This is a genomic window from Streptomyces sp. NBC_00539 (assembly GCF_036346105.1).
GTDB lineage: Bacteria > Actinomycetota > Actinomycetes > Streptomycetales > Streptomycetaceae > Streptomyces.
This window is the reverse complement of the sequence record NZ_CP107811.1, coordinates 175,234-190,947: the sequence shown is the minus strand read 5'-3', so window position 1 is coordinate 190,947 and position 15,714 is coordinate 175,234. Positions and strand designations below refer to the sequence as shown.

The following is a 15,714-nucleotide window of genomic DNA, read 5'->3' as shown; positions in this document are numbered from 1 at the left end:
CGCCGGAACATCAGCCGGTTCGCCGCCGAACTCAGTGCCGCTGCGGCGCGCGGGGCGATGCGGGGTGCCCGGTCCGCCCCGGTGCGTGCTCGGGTCCGGCCGTCCCGGCCAGGGCGCGCGCAACGCCTCCTCGCGCTGCTCGTGCAGTTCGCGCAGCTGGCCACTGAACGGACAGGCCGAGACCGCCCTGATCGGGAGGTGCTGCGCTGGGCGTTCAGCAGATGGGCAGTTGGCGTTGCGACACCGCGGGTGATCGTCACTGAGTCGCAGCGGTAGGTGTCTTCGCGCTTCGGCGTTGGGGAGCCCCGGCAACTGCCGGGGCTTCCGCGATGCGGCAGGCAGATTTCATCCGCTGCGTGTTTGTCCGTCGGTCAAGACGCTTCCCGCAGGAACAGGGCTCCGCAGCTGTGACAGACCGGCACCCCGCCGGCTCCGAAGTCGTCAGCGGATCGTGTCGCCGCTTCCGGCAACAGCTCCCGACCGCACATGCCTGTCATGTCGTCCTCGCGCACGAAGTGCCAAGTCTTGACCTCGGCATCCGCATCTCGGGGCGCGGTGCCGTCGACGTATTCCGCTCGAAGTTCGTGCTCCACGGAAGGCTTTCCAATCGCTCGTCATCGGGTGGTCGAACCTGCCTCTGGTCAAAAGAGGCAAGATCACAGACTCTAGGGACCGCGGAGCCTCCGCAGGTGCATAGGCGCATATTCCCCTCGTCAGGGGCAACGGCTGGTCACCTCGCTTGCTCAGGGGCCTGGGCAGTGTGACTTGATACAGAGAAGGACCCAGATCCGGAGACGGGACACCACCGAGGCGATCACCGGCGCCGTCACCGGCACCCTGACCCGTCCCGGACTGCTCGTGCTGGGCCGCTACGACGCGGCGGGCCGGCTTCGCGCCGACACTCGCGCGCCAGCGCCCCCGTTTCCAACTTGATCAAGACGACCGGGTGCTGCAATGCCCCCGAGGGGTTCCTGGAAGCCAAGCCGGTCCGCCATTATTCGCCGGCCAGTCGGCCTGCCCATCCGACGGAAGGGCCTGTGTGCCGATGTGTCCGGACCGGATTCACCAGCTGATGAACCGGAACGGCTGGGACGCGGATGGGGTCCTGCACGACGTGCGCCACCTCTTCGAGGTGAGCGGAGCCCCGTTCGCTGTTCGTGGGCCCGAGTTGCCGGCCTGGTCCGGTGCCGTACGGGTTCAGGGAAGCCAGGGGGTGTTCCAGTCGTCGGCGCTACGGTTTTCCGCGTTCTGGGGGTGTCCGGTGTCACGGGGGAGAGGGCGGCTGTCACCGAGCTGACGGTGGGTGGCCAGGAGGGTGAGGACTTGCTGCCAGGTGCCGTCGGTGGTCCACAGGCGCAGGCGTTCGGCGCAGCGGTGCCAGGGTCCGTAGCGGGTGGGCAGGTCGTGCCAGCGGCGGCCTCCGGTCTGCTGCCACAGGATGCCGTTGACGATGGCCCGGTAGTCGGCGCTGCCAGGCATGCGGCGGGGCAGGAGGCTGTGGATGGCGTCCCATTCCTGGTCGTTGAGGTCGTCAGATTCGTCGTTCATGCCGCTTTAACGGTTTTTCTGTCTCCTGGGCACGTTCCTGGCTGGATCAACGCGACTGCCGGTGGACAGGTGGTGCGGTTCCGGTTCTGCTGCGGCTCGTTGCAGCGGCTGGGACACATTGCCCTGGACGCCCCGAGCTTCCAGGGTGGGGGCCCGGGATCCTGACGCCTACGTGTTCCGTCCCTTCCAGGGCTGGCATGGGGGTCGGCGGCTGGAGGCCGAAATCCCCGTCGATTCCGGAGGAACCGATGTCGAAGCCGGATCTCCTGGACACGGAGACCTTGGTCGCCGATGTCGCTGTAGGTGGGGGACTTGTTGTATCCGCAGTAGGAGCCGATGCGCTGTCCCGGCCGCAGGCCTGGCCGTGACTGCCGGGCGGGACCGGGAGCGTCCAAGGGCTCCTGTGTCGGACTGAGCGGACAGTGAAACAGTCGAAGATGGACAGGGCAGACATTGCCGGGATGCTGAGAGGTCGAACCAGGGCCCGCGAACCCGCCGGGGCGGCGCTTCTCGACGGCATCACGACCCGATGGACGTGACAACAACTGTTGTATTCCAACCTGCGAAGACACCGCGGTGGGACATCGATGCTGCTAACTCGTGTCGGAGACTTGGCCATCACCGCACTTGTGGGCCTGGCCGTCACCGTGGGGGCATCGACTCCCGCGGCCGCCTCAGGCCAGTTGCCCGCGGGGTTTATCCGAGGCGATCTCGTCGCGGAGCACGCTATAACGCAGGACGTCCCGCCACTGCCCGTCCCGGAACACGACGCTGCGCAGCACGCCCTCACGGGCGAAGCCGGATTTCTCCAGTGCGCGCTGCTCGGCGATGTTCTCCGTCTCGGTGTCCGCCTCGAGTCTGACCACAGGAGTGTGCGCGAACAGATAAAGCACCAGCAACCGCTGCGCCTGCGTGCCGACACCACGTCCGCGGCCGTCCGGCAGCAACTGGGCCCCGATATTCCAGCAGTACGAGCTGCGCGAGGTCACGACCTTCCGCCATGCCACGAAACCGAGCCGGTCGTTGCCGGTCACCACCATCAGCTGGCCGCCGTCATCGCCCAGCAACCCATCCTGCGCCCAGCGGCGTCGCCAGCGCCCCGGATCTGACCAGCCCAGCCATTGGAACGGCCCAGTCGCCTCCGGCTCTGTCAGGAACCGCTCGAGCACCGACAGGTCGTCCTCGACCACTGGACGTAATCTCACGGGATCGTCGTTCATCCCGTCACCGTAGATCCTGTCAGCAGTCCGGATGACAACAATCCTGCCGCTGCGTCAACTATCGCGCTTCGGCACGGCCGGGGCCGCTGGCCAGGCACCGGTGTGCGCCCGGCCGGCGCTCCTGCGGCGGTGAAGGGGCCGCGGATGGTGCGGTGCCTGATTGAGAGCCTTTGCAAGGAGAAGCGCATATGCGTCTCATTCGGCCAGGTGCGATCAGTTTTGGCCTGGTCGTTCTCTGAACTAGCGCTGGGGGCCCGCACGCGGCAGGTGGCGCGCGGCGATGCCCTCCTGCGCTGCGCAGGTTTGACGGGGCGTGTCGGCGGTCACGGAATTCCCCATCTTCGACCGTTTCCGCGTCAGGGAATTGCCCATGCTCGTGGTCACGATTCCCTGGCAGTGATCGCAGACCGGTGTGCCATACAGGTCGTGGCGGCAGGTATGGATCGCCCCGGTTGGTCCGCGGGCGGTGTTCTCACGGGTGCTGCGGCGTAGTGTGCAGTCCTTCGAGGAGTGTGGCCAGGTAGCGATGTGCGGTGTCGATCCGTTCGGCGGGTGTGCCGCCGTGGACGTTGACGGCGTGGGCGATGCCGCACATGAGCGGGAGGAGGTCGGCGGCGGCTAGGTCCGGTTGGACCGCTCCGGCATCGCGAGCCCGGCCGAGGAGTGCGGTGCCGACCGCTCGAAGCGTCTCTTTGAGTTCCGTGGTGCGCGGCAGGGTGTCGGTGGCTGCCGCGGTGACCGGGGCGAGGGACGCGTCGGTGACCTGCGCTTCGACGGTGCGGAACAGGAAGCCTTCGAGTGCGCGCCAGGGGTCGGTACCGGTCAGAGCCTGCTGGCCGTGGCCGGCCAGGGCTTCCAGGCAGGGAGTGGCGACGGTCTCCAGTAGCGCTTCGGGGGTGGCGAAGTGCCGGTAGACGGTGCCGACTCCGAGTCCGGCGCGGCTGGCGACGTCGTTCAGCTGCAGTGGTGTGCCCTGGTCGACCAGCGCGCGGGCGACCGCGACGATCCGGTCCCAGTTGCGGGCCGCATCCTTGCGCAGGGGCATCGTCATGGGGGACATGCTAACCGGATTCTCCATCCGGATGACGCCGCCGACAGCATCCGCACCGCCTGGCGGGTCAGGTGAGGGTGAGTGGTGCGTACCGTTCACTGAGCCGGCGCACGTCCTGGGCGATGCGGGGGTCGGTCGCTGCGCGCAGCGGCGTCACCGGGTGCGCCTGGGCCCCTATGACGATGCCGGTCCGGCCCGCGAGGGCTTCGTCAGTGGCGGCGACGATCGAGGGCCGGGCAGCCACGGACGCCGGACCCGAGGTGGAGCGTTCGAACTTGCGGTGCACCAGCGGCCACAGCAGTCGCAGGGCCGGTGCGACGATCCTCGGGTCGGACATGGTGCCGTTGGTCATGTCGGTCGCGGCGCCTCCCGGGTCGGCGGCGAAGACGGAGGCGGCCGTGCCCTTCAGCCGGTTCGCCAGGTCGAGCGTGTAGGCGAGGTTGGCGAGCTTGGCGCGGCCGTACCAGTGGAAGCCGTAGTAGCCGCCGGGCGGCTCGACGGCGTCGAAGGTTCTCTTCGCGAGCCCCACCGCGCCCGAGGTCACGTTCACGATCCTGCTCGGCGCCCCGCTTGTCAGCGTGGGCAGCAGCAGTTCCGTCAGCAGGTACGACGAGAGGTGGTTGACGACGAACGACGCTTCGATGCCGTCCAGGGTCTGTCGCTGCCGGAACATCGCCCCGACGTTGTTGACCAGCACGGTCAGCGGGTCGCCGGAGGCGGTGTGCTCAGCGGCGATCCGGTCGGCGAGCGCGCGCACCTGGCCGAGCGAGCCGAGGTCGGCGGCCAGGAAACGTCCGGGATGCGCCGGGTTCGTTGCGTTGATCCGGTCGACCGCCCGGGCACCGCGGTCGGCATTGCGTCCGACCACGGTGACCGAGAACCCGGCGTCGGCCAGTCCCATGGCCGTCTCCAGTCCGATGCCGGCCGTCCCCCCCTGTGACCACAGCTGTCTTCGTCATGTGCCCCTCCACCCAGATATTCGGATAGTTCATCCGCTTACCCGGACGGTAACACACAAGCGGATGAACTATCCGCTTAGAGGTGTCGGACGTCGGGACCTGCGATATGAGTCGCGCCGCTCCGAGCACGCCGGACGGCCCGGCGCCCACCGGCCACTGCCCCCGGACACCTGGGGAGTTGCATGACGATTGCCCGGGGGATTACGAGACCGTCGACAGTGGGGGGCTGGCACGGGCGAGGCCCGGCCCCGGCAAGGCGCTCACTGCCCGGGATGTCTGTCCGGGTGCGGACCTGTCACGGCTCTCCTACGGCCAGGCCCTCCCGCTGCTCGACCAGCCAGCCGCCCTGACCGGGCCGGGCACCGGCTGGGAGCCACAGCACCAGCAGCGGTCCCTGGAACAGAAGTTCCTCGAGCGGGGCGGGGCGATCAGCTGGACCGGTGACCACATGGATGCGCTGCTACTGGGACGAGGAAGACATCTGGTTCTAATTCGAGGTTGACGCCGAAGGCTTGGTGGCCCGGCAGGTCGAACTCCAAGGGCCGGAGCTGACGCCGATCGCAGCTGCGTCGCTCGACCAATAACAGCAGGGCCACGACACTGGCCGCCTCGATGAGTACGACAGCAGGTCCGGGATCACAGCCGAGCTGCCCATCTCGGGCTGGGATCTTCGATGCATGATGCCCAGAGCTCGGCAGAAGTCGACGACGAATGACGGCGATGGGGCCACCGGATCGGGCTGGTCAGCGTCCTCACCGACGAGCAGCGCATGCTCACCGACGACGTCCTCGACACCGTGCGGCGATTTGCCGCCGCGCCGGTGGGGATGACTCTGCTCAGCCGTGGTCCCGGCACAGCGGTGCGCTCTGCTGTCTTTGGCGGCTCCGCCGATCACCCGTCCCTCCAGCTCACGGATCTTCCGGCCGGCCGGCGCCGCCGCGGCGGTGACCGAACGCCATACCGGCAAGGCCTCCGCGACGGCCGAGGATTTTGCGGCCGGTCGTCATCCTGTTCGTGGAGGAGCGGTCCCTGCCCCCTTGCGACGATCCGGCCGCCCACCTGCGCCCCGTTGAAAACCATCGCCCGCGTAGCGCTCCAGGCCGAGCGTCTGGCGTGGGAGATCGCGGCGGGTGATCCGCACGCGGTGGACGGCGTGCGGGGTGACACGCCCGACGCGCCGCTTATGGACCGGCTCGGCAGCCCACGGGAGTCGGGCCGAACAGTCAAAGTGGCGCTGAGCGCGAGGCGGAGGGTTGCGGCACGGCGTCTCCGGCCGCGGGAGCGTGTCCCGGCCGCCACTTCCCTTGCGCCCTGGAGCCGCACTGACGGCAGGATGCGCCCATGCGATTGCGGCCCATGAGGGCCAAGCGGGTCGAGGGACCCACCGGGAGGCTCACGCGAGGGTTACCCGAGGTGCTGGTGGGCCCGCGCGACGAGGTGCGCCGGTGCCGTGATGCCCTCGTCAAGCAAGGGGTCGGGGTCCAAGGCGCCCCACACGGTGTGCAGGGGGATGACGCCTGCCCAGATTCCCAGTTCGGCGTCAGGCCCGTCGCCGTCCTCCGGCGGACCGGTACGCACCTTCACCGATGCCTCGTCCAGGGACAGCGCGAGCAACGCGGTCGCGGCGAGCTCCTTGCGGTTGGGTCGGCGCGCATAGTCCCACTGACCAGGCGCGGTGTGCTCGGTGAGCAGCCGCAGGCCCTCGAGTTTCTCCTCGGGATCGGTGACCGTCCGGGGCACTCCATACACCATGGCGCTGCGGTAGTTGACTCCGTGTTCGAATACCGACCGGGACAGGACCAGGCCGTCGACGTGGGTCACCGTCAGGCAGATCGTGGCCCGCGGCGATGCGATCAGGCTTCGGCTGGCGACCGAGCCGTGGAAGTACAGAGTGTTCTCGTCAGCGCCGTACACGGTCGGAACCACCATGGGGGTGCCGTCGACGACCACACCGAGGTGGCACAGGAAGCCGGCCTTCAGGATGGCGTCGAGATCGGCCCGGCTCACACTGCCCTGCTCTCGCAAGCGGCGATGGCGGGTGCGTTCCGTCTCTTGCAGGTCAGAGCTGGGCGTCTGCTCGGTCATATCGGGTCTTTCCGTCGAGACTGTCAGGGCCGCTCATCGCTGTGCCGCGAGTGCCAGGAGTGCCGCGTGCGGCGTTTCGCAGGGGTCGGCGGCCCGTCCGGCAGGCCCGGAGCGGTCCGGTCTCCGCGCAGGAGGGCACGGAACAGGTGCGGGACATACGCCGGGCAACAGCCGTACCTGAGCAAGTCGTTGGAGAAGGGTCGGACCAGAGACTAGCGAAATGGTAACTAGATGACCAGACATGCCACTAAATTCGTTGTCAAAGTCCCATGGCGCAACGGATTACTTGCCAAGCGGCTGCACGCGCGCCAGTGTGCTGGAGCAAGGGCCGTTGATCGACGGCCTGCCGCCAACGCCAGACCGGCCCCAAACGAAGCCGTTCGGCGTGGACGCCTGAGCGGGCGCCATGCGCCTCACGGGTCGGCGCTGGCGACGAACAGGTCGCTGCCGGTTGATCCGGCGCGGCACACACTCGGGACGGCGCCATCCTTGCAGCTGCGGTGGCCACCTTTGCCTGGCGGCCACCGCGGGTGGTTACGCGGGGGCCGTGTCCTGGCTGCGGGTGTGCGCGACACGGGCGTGGGCCGCGATGGGGTGGGCGGTCAGCAGGGCGCTCAGGCCAGTTAGGGGGGTTTGCCCCACCTGGGGTGGGTGGGTAGCGGGATGCCGTGGGTGGGCGTGGGCGGGGGATGGTGCGTGGAGCACGGTGTTCCTGCGATTGCTGGGGGTTGGCCCATGGGTGTGGTGGCGAGGCGGATGGTGGCCGCGGTGGCGGTCGGGGTGGTGGCCTTGGGGGTGGTCGGGCAGCCGGTGGCGATTGCTGCTGGTCGGCCGGACGGGGTGCAGCAGGGGCTGGACGGGCTGGTGCGGGAGGGTGGGGTGCCGGGGGCGTTGGCGTCCGTGTCGGATGGGGAGGGGCGTACGCGGACGTATACCGCTGGGGTCGGTGATCTGGCTTCGGGCGCGGCGGTGCCTCGGGATGGGCAGGTGCGGATCGGGAGCAATACGAAGGTGTTCACCGCTGTGGTGGTGTTGCAGTTAGTGGGTGAGGGGCGGCTGGGGCTGGATGACACGGTGGAGGAGTATCTGCCGGGTGTGGTGCGGGGGGACGGGTTCGACGGGCGGACCGTCACGGTGCGGCAGCTGCTCCAGCACACGAGTGGGATTCCGGACTACGAGGCGGAGGTGGAGGAGGCGATCACGCAGGGGCGGTACATGGAGCCGCGGGAGTTGCTGGAGATCGCGTTCAAGCATGGGGCCACGTCCCGGGACGGGAAGACGTTCCACTACAGCAATACGAATTACGTGCTGGCCGGGCTGATCGTCGAGAAGGTGGCGCGGCGGCCGTTGGCGGAGGAGATCGGCCGGCGGGTGGTGCAGCGGCTCGGGTTGCGGCACACGTATTTTCCGGCGCCGCGTGACCGCACCATCCGTGAGGCGCATCCGCGCGCTTATCACCAGGAGGGGGCCGGTGGCCGGCTGCGGGATGTGACGGAGATCGATCCGTCGGCGGCATGGGCTGCGGGTCAGATGGTGTCGACGAACTCGGACATGAACCGGTTCTTCACCGCCTTGCTGGAGGGGTGGCTGCTGCGGGCGGCGCAGCAGGAGGCAATGTTGACGACCGTGCCGATCGGTGATTCGGGGGCGGGGTACGGGTTGGGGCTGATGAGGCGGCCGTTGTCGTGCGGTGGGGTGTATTGGGGGCACGGCGGTGACATCACGGGGTTCGAGACGCGGGGTGGGGTGACGTCGGAGGGTCGTGCGGTGAGTATCGCGGTGACGACGGATCCGGCGGATTACGCGGTGACGCAGCGGTTGGAGGGGTTGGTGGATCAGGTGTTGTGCCGGTGAGTTGTTGAGGGGTGGATGTGCGTACGCCGCCGGGGCTTGGCTCCGGCGGCGTGCTCGTGTGGGTGGTGGGTGTCAGTGGACGGGGTCGCCGATGTGTCGCGCCTCTTGTATGCCTCGACGTCAAAGCCGGGCGGGCGGCCTCCGGCGCGGCCTCGCCGCAAACGGTGACGCGGACCGGCCGGGCGCCCCCCGTCGCCGGCCAGGCCGGCTGCGTTGTCAAGGGTGTGCCCGCAATGCCCTCGTATTCTCCAGCCACGCAGCGGGTTTCTCCGACTCGAGGACTATTCATGCGGCGTGATGTGACGGTGTGTCCGCATCTCCGGCACCGGCCTGTTGTGGCTTGATCGTCGGGCGGTCCCAGGCAGCACCGGAACATCCAACCCAATCGGCATCCCTGGTCGAGGAGTCCCGAGCGTGAGACTGACCATGCACAATGCAGTATCCCCACGACGTGGCGCCGAACGGCTGCGGCCTCCGGTCCGGCGCAGCGCCCTCCTGCTCGCCATGGTGGCGCTGCCGGCGGCGTTGGGGGTGCCCCTGGCCACACCCGCCGCGGCGGCGCCCGTGAGTGTCACCTTCACCCCCGGCGCCAACCAGCCCTTCACCGTCCCGTCTGGCATCACCCAACTGACCATCACCGCCACCGGCGCCGCAGGGCAGAACGGGACCGACGGAGGAGTGGGCGGTGACGGCTCCACCGTCACCGGCACCGTCAACGTGCCGTCGGGCACCACCACCCTCTACGTCAACGTCGACACAGGCGGAGGCGCCGCAGGCGGCTCGTTCGAAGAGGGCGGCGCCGGCGGCGGGGCCAGCGATGTGCGCACCTGCGACTCCACCAGCGCCAGCTGCTTCCTCACCGGCAACACCGCCACCGACCCCCGGCTGATCGTCGCGGGCGGCGGCGGAGGCGGAGGAGCCGGCTTCGACCCGTACCCGAACCCCGAGGCCATCGGAGGAGACGCCGGAGTCACCGGTCAGACCGGCGGCAGCAGGCCCAACAGCGGCGGCGGAGGCGGAGGGGGAACTCAGACGACCCCCGGCGCCGGTGGGGCCGCATGCCCTGCCACCGGCGGCCCCGTACCCGCCACGCCGGGCAGCCCCGGTAGCGGCGGTACCGGCGGCAAGGGCGGCGGTCCTTTCTCCGGCGGAGGCGGCGGTGCCGGCTGGTTCGGCGGAGGCGGAGGCGGCGGCTGCGACTCCATCTCCGCTGGGACGTATGGGCCCGGTGGCGGCGGTGGCGGGTCCAACCGCGTCCCGGCGGGAGGTACCTCCGGAACCGCCACCGGACCGGCCTCTGTGACCATCACCTACGAACAGACCGGCGGGAACAACGGTGGAGGCAACGGCGGAGGCACCGGGTCAATCCTGCCCATCAACCTCAGCGGCATCCTCACGGCGTTCAACAACATCAGCACCAACAACAACATCAAGAGTCCCGGCGCTGCCAACACCACCACACAGAATCTAGGCCTGAACAAGCCCTGATCCACGCCACTCAGGAGCGTGCGGAGTATCGCGGACGCTGCTGGGAGGCCGCCGGCTGGTCACCACACGTCGACGGACCAGACGTCGCCCCTTTGATGTCCGTCTGGATCTGGGTCGCCTGACCCGTACGGGGCAGGGTCAGCGACGACGTGAATACGGGCGGCGGACGCGGATACGCGGAAGCAGTCCACGTCACGCGACGTGTGGTGCTTGTCGAGTTCGATCGTGTGGCCCAGGGCCAGGATGGCGGTCTGCAATTCCTCGAAGGGGACTCTGGGTGCGAATTCCCCGTATTCCCGCGAGAGCGGGGACGGCACGGTGCTCGGGGACTGGTCGTAGAGCAGTCGTTGGACCTTCACGCCGAAGCCGAAGCACGACATCTGCCCTTGCCGCCCTGGCTGGTCCGGCGAGAAGTTGATTTCCACGAGCCCGTAGTCCCGCCGCAGTAGGCCACCACCGGGCACATCGAGGCATGTCGCCCCCAGAGCGGCTTCCCAGGCTTCCGGGTCGGCGCCAACGCCAACTCCCAGAACCTCACCGCGAACGGCGACGTGAGCGTAGAAGTCCAAAGCGGACACCCGCCGCCTCCTTCAACTGTCCGGACAGGGCACCACTTGCTGATCTCCGCACAGGACAGGCTGACCAGCGCCCAGTATGCGGTGATCGTACAGAGCAACCTGTCAGGGCAGTCGCCGGGTGCGTTGGTCACCGTCGTCGAAGTCCCAGGCGGGATGCCTCTTTCAGATCAGCCGTGGTCTTCCCAATCCTCCTGGCAGAACTTGCAGCAGGAGGGCGAGGAACTGCTCCACCTGCCGTATGCGGAGCGCCGCCTGGAGGCCCTGCTTACCGACCACGCCCTGACAGCCCCCTGGACTTTATACCGATGACGACGGATGCGGCCACGGAAGCCGGGAAGCCGGGATGCCAGGGACAAAGGCGCTGGCTACGGAGTCAGGTGATCGGTGGTGCAGCTCCGCCGCCGTCTCGCGGGCCCGTGTGGAGCACTGCCTCCCGTTCTCGTGAACATCGACATCCAGCCTTGGCGGGTGCCTCCCGAAGGCACGGCTTCACAACCCATGAACAAAGCCAGTGGCGATCTGGGCGTGGACCATGCGATAGGTGACAGGAGCCGTGCAGTGCAGCGCTGCCGCTGAGCACGGCCCGGGGAGCAGTGCATCTGCCGGGCAGCGAGCCGGGCCGCCCTCTGAGGTGAGCGCCCTACTTGCGGGTATGGGTCCGTGGCCCCGGAGCTTCTGGTAGAGGTGGTCTCGATCGGGTGCGCGAGAGGTGCGGAAGGGAGCGGATCGGGTGGATGGTCTTCGGCCTCAGGCGGTGGTGTGTTCCTTCTGCGAGGCGGGTCCTGCCGATGACATGGTCCGTTCGCTCGCGGTCTGGGGAGGGCGCCTGACGGTCACCTGGCACGACAGGACGTGTCCGCACTATCTCGCCGACCGGGTGCTGGCCGGCAGGGAGTCCTGACCACGACTGCTTCGCACCTGTCCCGGCGTCTTGGGGTGCCGCCCGAGCCGCTGGGTGGTTTTCCCGCAGGGCGGGGGTGGGACCAGGTGGTGCGGGAGATGGTGCCGGCTCGTAGGCTGCCGTCCATGAACGAGATCAAGACTCCGACGCCCCGTGAAGCCTTCGGCCTGTTGATATCCGGTAATCAACGGTTCGTGGCGGGCACACCTCAGCACCCGAACCAGGACGCCGTGCGCCGTACGGAGACCGCGCCGTCCCAGCGGCCGTTCGCTGTGATGTTCGGCTGCTCCGACTCCCGCCTGGCCGCCGAGATCATCTTCGACCGCGGTCTGGGCGACCTGTTCGTGGTACGCACCGCCGGACATGTCGCCGGTACCGAGGTCCTGGGGTCCATCGAGTTCGGCGTGAGTGTTCTGAACGCGCCACTGGTCGTCGTCCTGGGCCACGACTCGTGCGGCGCGGTCGCCGCGGCCTGCTCCGCCCTCCAGGACGGCCAGACGCCGGGCGGCTTCGTCCGAGACGTGGTCGAACGGGTGACCCCGAGCGTGCTGGCCGCCCGCGCCGCCGGACGCGAGAGCGCCGAGGAGATCCTGGCCGAGCACATCGAGCACACCGTGGACCTGCTGCTGGAACGTTCCCGGATCCTGGCCGAGGCCGTCGCCGCCGGCCGCCTCGGCGTCGTGGGGATGTCCTACCGCCTGGCCGACGGCAGCGCTCAGCTCGTCACCACCCGCGGCCTGGACGCCGAGGCCCTCGCCGCGTCCTGACCGCCCCGGCGGCGTCCCGGCACCACGGCCGGCTCACACGGCGCCCGGGCCGCTTCACACGGCCCCGGGGGGCGATTCGACGGCGGGGCGTGGGCCGGCGGCGCGGCGGAGCCGGTTGGCGATGGCGAGCCCAAGCCCTTCCTCTGCGGGTAGGGACGCGACGATGAGGTCGCAGCCCCGCTGGTCGAGCTCGCGCAGGTACCCGTACAGCCCCTGGGCGTAGACGTCCACCGCGCCCGGCAGGGGCACCACGGCGTGCGCCTTCACCTTGTTGCCGGACGAAGACGGCGGTAGGAAGACGCCGACCCGGTGCCCCTGCTCTTGGGCGAGCTCGGCTTCGGCGACGACCTGCTCCGGCTCGACGAGGACCACCCGAGCGTGCGGCGCGTAGTGGGAGGGGTGCTGGCCCGGCACCCGGACGCCGCTGGAGGCGGGAACCTGGACCGGGATACCCAGTACCGCCTGGAGGTCCTCGCGGGTGACCCCGCCGGGCCGCAGGATCGCAGGAATCTCCGCCGTGACGTCGATGATGGTCGACTCGACGCCGACTTCGCAGGACCCGCCGTCCAAGATGAAGTCGACCGCGTCTCCGAGCTCGGCACGGACGTGCCCGGCGGTGGTGGGGCTGACGGAGCCGAAGCGGTTGGCGGACGGAGCCGTGACGCCGCCGCCGAACGCCGCCAGCAGCGCGAGCGCCACGGGATGGTCGGGCACGCGCACCGCCACCGTTTCAAGCCCGCCCGTCGCCTCCAGCGGCACCCGGCGACCACGCCGCAGCACCAGCGTCAGCGGCCCGGGCCAGAAATGCTCGGCCAGCAGGCGCGCCGTCGCGGGCACCTCATCCACCCAGTCGTCCAGCTGCTGCGCGCCGCCGATGTGAACGATCAGCGGATGCGTGGGCGGACGCCCTTTGACCTGGAAGATCTGCGCGATGGCGGAGGGATCCTCGGCGTTGGCGCCCAGACCGTAAACGGTCTCGGTGGGCAGCGCCACCAGGCCCCCGGCGCGCAGCACGCCGGCCGCCTTCTCGATATCACTGGTTGTTGCCGTCACACGGCAATCCTCCCACCGCCCGCTGCCCTGTCAGCCCCCGGCTGAACTCTGGGGCATCGCCGGTCAGGGTCGCGTCGCAGCCCCCCAGTACATCTAGCTGGACTCCGCCCACTCCACCCCGAGGGCGGCCCGGGCGGCGAGTTGGTCCTGGCCGCGCCGCTCGCGCCGCTGCTTCTGGTTGACGATCCACACCCCGGTGCGGTGGGCGGTTCCGTCCGGGAGGTGTTCGACGTGGGGCCGGGCCTGTGAGGTGCCCCTTCGACGCGTATCCCGGCCCCAGCTGAGGGCACCCCTGTACGGGCCGGCCGATCGGCGGTTCCTCCTCGGGCTATCGGACGAGAGGAATCCGCCGGCAGAGCGACCGCACAACCGGGCGGCCGTCCGGCGCACCGCTGACGAACGTCCGGTACACACCAGCTGGCCTGCACGGACAGCGGCGCGGACAGGGCCGGACAGTCCCGGACAGCGGGTTCTCTTGGCTGCGCCGGCTGCCCCGTCGAGAGTTCTGCCATCCCAGCGAACTGCCGTGCGAACCACGGCTCTCGACCATGGAGTCAGCCATGCGCAAGCTCACCTCCCTCGCGGCCAACGGCGCCGTAGTCACCCTGCTCGCCGGAACCGCGTTATCGGTCACGGGCGTCGGCAACGCCCAGGCCGCCTCACTGGGGGCGAACATCGCCGCCACCGCCAAGGGACAGATAGGCGCCGGCCCCTGCGGCCTCAACAACAAGGGCAGCTACTGGGGCCGGGGCACCAAGCAGACGGGCAGCTGCGGCCCCCACCACACCGAAGCGCACGCCTGGTGCGCCGACTTCGTTGGCTGGGTGTGGTGGAAGAACGGCGTCGGCGGCAGGATGAACGAGCTCACCGACGGCGCCGCCAGCTTCACCGACTACGGCTCCCTGCACGGGACCCCGAAGGTCGGCGACGCGATCCTCTACAACCTGGGCGACGGCAGGTTCGAGAACGACCACGTGGCCATCGTGGTGGCCATCTCCGGCCAGAAGATCACCGTGGTGGGCGGCAACCAGGGCAAGCCGGGCAGTGTGAGCGCCCACCACTGGCCGTCCTACAAGGTGGGCACCGTGGTCAACGGCACCCAGAAGATCAGCGGTTACGTCACCCCGGTGGCCCGCTGACCCCACGCCGGTGGCCCGCTGCCCTACCAGGGCAGCGGGCCACCGGCCTGACGCTCCAACAGCAAACGGGTGCTGTCACGACGTCAGGGACAGGAGGTCCACCAGGAAGCGCTGGGCGGGCAGATCGCCGCACGCCTGGGGGACGACCTCGGCTCCGGCGACCGTCTCACTGTCGAGGACGCCCAGGCACAGTGCGGTGCGGGCGCTCCTCAGCCGGTAGCCCTCCGCCGTTGCGCCGAAGCGTTCGATCCGGAAGAGCTGCGCGTCCCTGCCGTCACCGCAGTCGTCCTGCGGCTCCACCAACCCTTTGGCCGGACCGCTGTCGAGGATGGTCAGGCAGCCCATCACCTTGCTCGTGGGATGTTCCCACTTGATGAAGGCCAGGTCGTCTCCGACAGGCTGCAGGAACGTGCGCGGGCCGGGCTCCGCACAGGGGCGCTGGACCGCGATCTCGGATCCGTACCGCCCGGAGCGCTCCTTGCCCGCCGAGAGGCACAGCTCCGGAGTCCGCGCGGGGCGGATGCGGCCCCAGCTCCCGGCAGAGGGTACGGAGAGGAGCCCGGGAAGGCGGCTTCCAGTGGCACCCGTCGCGGGCGGCCCAGGGGCGGCCTGATCCCGGTTCAGTAGAACGCCCGCCGCGACGGCTCCCGCCAGCCCCACGGCGGCCACCACCAGCACGGCTCTCCCCCGGATCCCGGCTCCCGCAGGCCGCGTCTGCTCCTCGGCGCCGCCCCCGTCGCCGCCGGCGTCCGCGGCGGGGTCCGCTCTCGCCAGGCGCTCCCAGGCCTGCAACCACTCCGCCGATCCGGCCTCTTCCCCGCATGCGCGGACGAAGGCGGAGACCGTCTCACGGCGGGGCAGGGTACTCCTGCGCAGCAGGTCGGCGACGGTGCTGCGGGGCAGCACGTCCCCCTGGGCCTTGGCCCGGCTCTCCAACTGTCGCAGGGTCAAGCCGGAACGGGCTTTGAGCGCCCGCAGGGCTGCGATGAAGGCGTCGACGCTGTGTATGCCGGAGGGCTGTAACGCGGTCTCGTCCATCCGACCAGGAATAGTGCACCGAGACGGTGTCGG

At 69.5% G+C, this 15,714-nt stretch carries 13 protein-coding genes; 4 read left to right on the top strand and 9 right to left on the bottom strand.

Features of this window, described 5'->3' with window-relative positions:
• Positions 1-371: 371 nt before the first annotated feature.
• From OG861_RS01025 to OG861_RS01000, 6 genes are all read right to left on the bottom strand, one after another.
• On the bottom strand, positions 372-593 hold the full coding sequence (locus OG861_RS01025; RefSeq protein WP_329201495.1) for a hypothetical protein: 222 nt from the start codon (positions 591-593) through the stop codon (positions 372-374).
• 604 nt (positions 594-1,197) lie between these two features.
• On the bottom strand, positions 1,198-1,548 hold the full coding sequence (locus OG861_RS01020) for a transposase (protein WP_330260980.1): 351 nt from the start codon (positions 1,546-1,548) through the stop codon (positions 1,198-1,200).
• 674 nt (positions 1,549-2,222) lie between these two features.
• Entirely contained in the window at positions 2,223-2,768 is a 546-nt protein-coding gene (locus OG861_RS01015) for a GNAT family N-acetyltransferase (protein ID WP_330260979.1), read from the bottom strand.
• A 472-nt stretch (positions 2,769-3,240) separates the two neighbouring features.
• Positions 3,241-3,819, bottom strand: coding sequence for a TetR/AcrR family transcriptional regulator (locus tag OG861_RS01010; protein WP_330260978.1), 579 nt, complete (start codon positions 3,817-3,819; stop codon positions 3,241-3,243).
• A gap of 67 nt (positions 3,820-3,886) precedes the next feature.
• Entirely contained in the window at positions 3,887-4,720 is an 834-nt protein-coding gene (locus OG861_RS01005; protein WP_330260977.1) for an SDR family NAD(P)-dependent oxidoreductase, read from the bottom strand.
• A gap of 1,462 nt (positions 4,721-6,182) precedes the next feature.
• Positions 6,183-6,863, bottom strand: a complete 681-nt coding sequence (locus OG861_RS01000) for a pyridoxamine 5'-phosphate oxidase family protein (protein ID WP_329201502.1) — start codon at positions 6,861-6,863, stop codon at positions 6,183-6,185.
• 735 nt (positions 6,864-7,598) lie between these two features.
• Between OG861_RS01000 and OG861_RS00995 the strand changes: the two genes are divergently transcribed.
• Both OG861_RS00995 and OG861_RS00990 read left to right on the top strand, forming a co-directional pair.
• Positions 7,599-8,717: a serine hydrolase domain-containing protein gene (locus tag OG861_RS00995; RefSeq protein WP_330260976.1), complete on the top strand. Its 1,119-nt coding sequence runs from the start codon at positions 7,599-7,601 to the stop codon at positions 8,715-8,717.
• Between the two features lie 426 nt (positions 8,718-9,143).
• Complete coding sequence (locus tag OG861_RS00990; RefSeq protein ID WP_329201505.1) at positions 9,144-10,205, top strand: hypothetical protein; 1,062 nt, start codon at positions 9,144-9,146, stop codon at positions 10,203-10,205.
• Between the two features lie 59 nt (positions 10,206-10,264).
• Here OG861_RS00990 and OG861_RS00985 read toward each other — a convergent pair whose 3' ends face one another.
• Positions 10,265-10,783 carry a hypothetical protein gene (locus tag OG861_RS00985; protein ID WP_329201506.1) on the bottom strand — a complete coding sequence of 173 codons (519 nt, stop codon included), beginning with the start codon at positions 10,781-10,783 and terminating at the stop codon, positions 10,265-10,267.
• A 1,026-nt stretch (positions 10,784-11,809) separates the two neighbouring features.
• Here OG861_RS00985 and OG861_RS00980 point away from each other — a divergent pair.
• The gene (locus tag OG861_RS00980) at positions 11,810-12,451 is read left to right on the top strand and encodes a carbonic anhydrase (protein ID WP_329201507.1); all 642 of its coding nucleotides are present in this window, start codon (positions 11,810-11,812) and stop codon (positions 12,449-12,451) included.
• Positions 12,452-12,505: 54 nt separating this feature from the next.
• Here OG861_RS00980 and OG861_RS00975 read toward each other — a convergent pair whose 3' ends face one another.
• Entirely contained in the window at positions 12,506-13,504 is a 999-nt protein-coding gene (locus OG861_RS00975; protein WP_329201509.1) for an L-threonylcarbamoyladenylate synthase, read from the bottom strand.
• A 560-nt stretch (positions 13,505-14,064) separates the two neighbouring features.
• Between OG861_RS00975 and OG861_RS00970 the strand changes: the two genes are divergently transcribed.
• Positions 14,065-14,643: a CHAP domain-containing protein gene (locus tag OG861_RS00970; RefSeq protein WP_330260975.1), complete on the top strand. Its 579-nt coding sequence runs from the start codon at positions 14,065-14,067 to the stop codon at positions 14,641-14,643.
• A 75-nt stretch (positions 14,644-14,718) separates the two neighbouring features.
• On the opposite strand, the gene OG861_RS00965 is transcribed toward OG861_RS00970, so the two are convergent.
• Positions 14,719-15,681, bottom strand: coding sequence for an RICIN domain-containing protein (locus OG861_RS00965; protein ID WP_329201513.1), 963 nt, complete (start codon positions 15,679-15,681; stop codon positions 14,719-14,721).
• Positions 15,682-15,714 lie beyond the last annotated feature (33 nt).

Bases quoted from the DNA above. Each gene is read 5' to 3' on its own strand.
- OG861_RS00965 (WP_329201513.1), bottom strand. From the start codon at position 15,681: ATGGACGAGACCGCGTTACAGCCCTCCGGCATACACAGCGTCGACGCC.
- OG861_RS00990 (WP_329201505.1), top strand. From the start codon at position 9,144: ATGCACAATGCAGTATCCCCACGACGTGGCGCCGAACGGCTGCGGCCT.
- OG861_RS00980 (WP_329201507.1), top strand. From the start codon at position 11,810: ATGAACGAGATCAAGACTCCGACGCCCCGTGAAGCCTTCGGCCTGTTG.
- OG861_RS00995 (WP_330260976.1), top strand. From the start codon at position 7,599: ATGGGTGTGGTGGCGAGGCGGATGGTGGCCGCGGTGGCGGTCGGGGTG.
- OG861_RS01000 (WP_329201502.1), bottom strand. From the start codon at position 6,863: ATGACCGAGCAGACGCCCAGCTCTGACCTGCAAGAGACGGAACGCACC.
- OG861_RS01015 (WP_330260979.1), bottom strand. From the start codon at position 2,768: ATGAACGACGATCCCGTGAGATTACGTCCAGTGGTCGAGGACGACCTG.
- OG861_RS00970 (WP_330260975.1), top strand. From the start codon at position 14,065: ATGCGCAAGCTCACCTCCCTCGCGGCCAACGGCGCCGTAGTCACCCTG.
- OG861_RS01020 (WP_330260980.1), bottom strand. From the start codon at position 1,548: ATGAACGACGAATCTGACGACCTCAACGACCAGGAATGGGACGCCATC.
- OG861_RS01005 (WP_330260977.1), bottom strand. From the start codon at position 4,720: ATGGGACTGGCCGACGCCGGGTTCTCGGTCACCGTGGTCGGACGCAAT.
- OG861_RS01010 (WP_330260978.1), bottom strand. From the start codon at position 3,819: ATGACGATGCCCCTGCGCAAGGATGCGGCCCGCAACTGGGACCGGATC.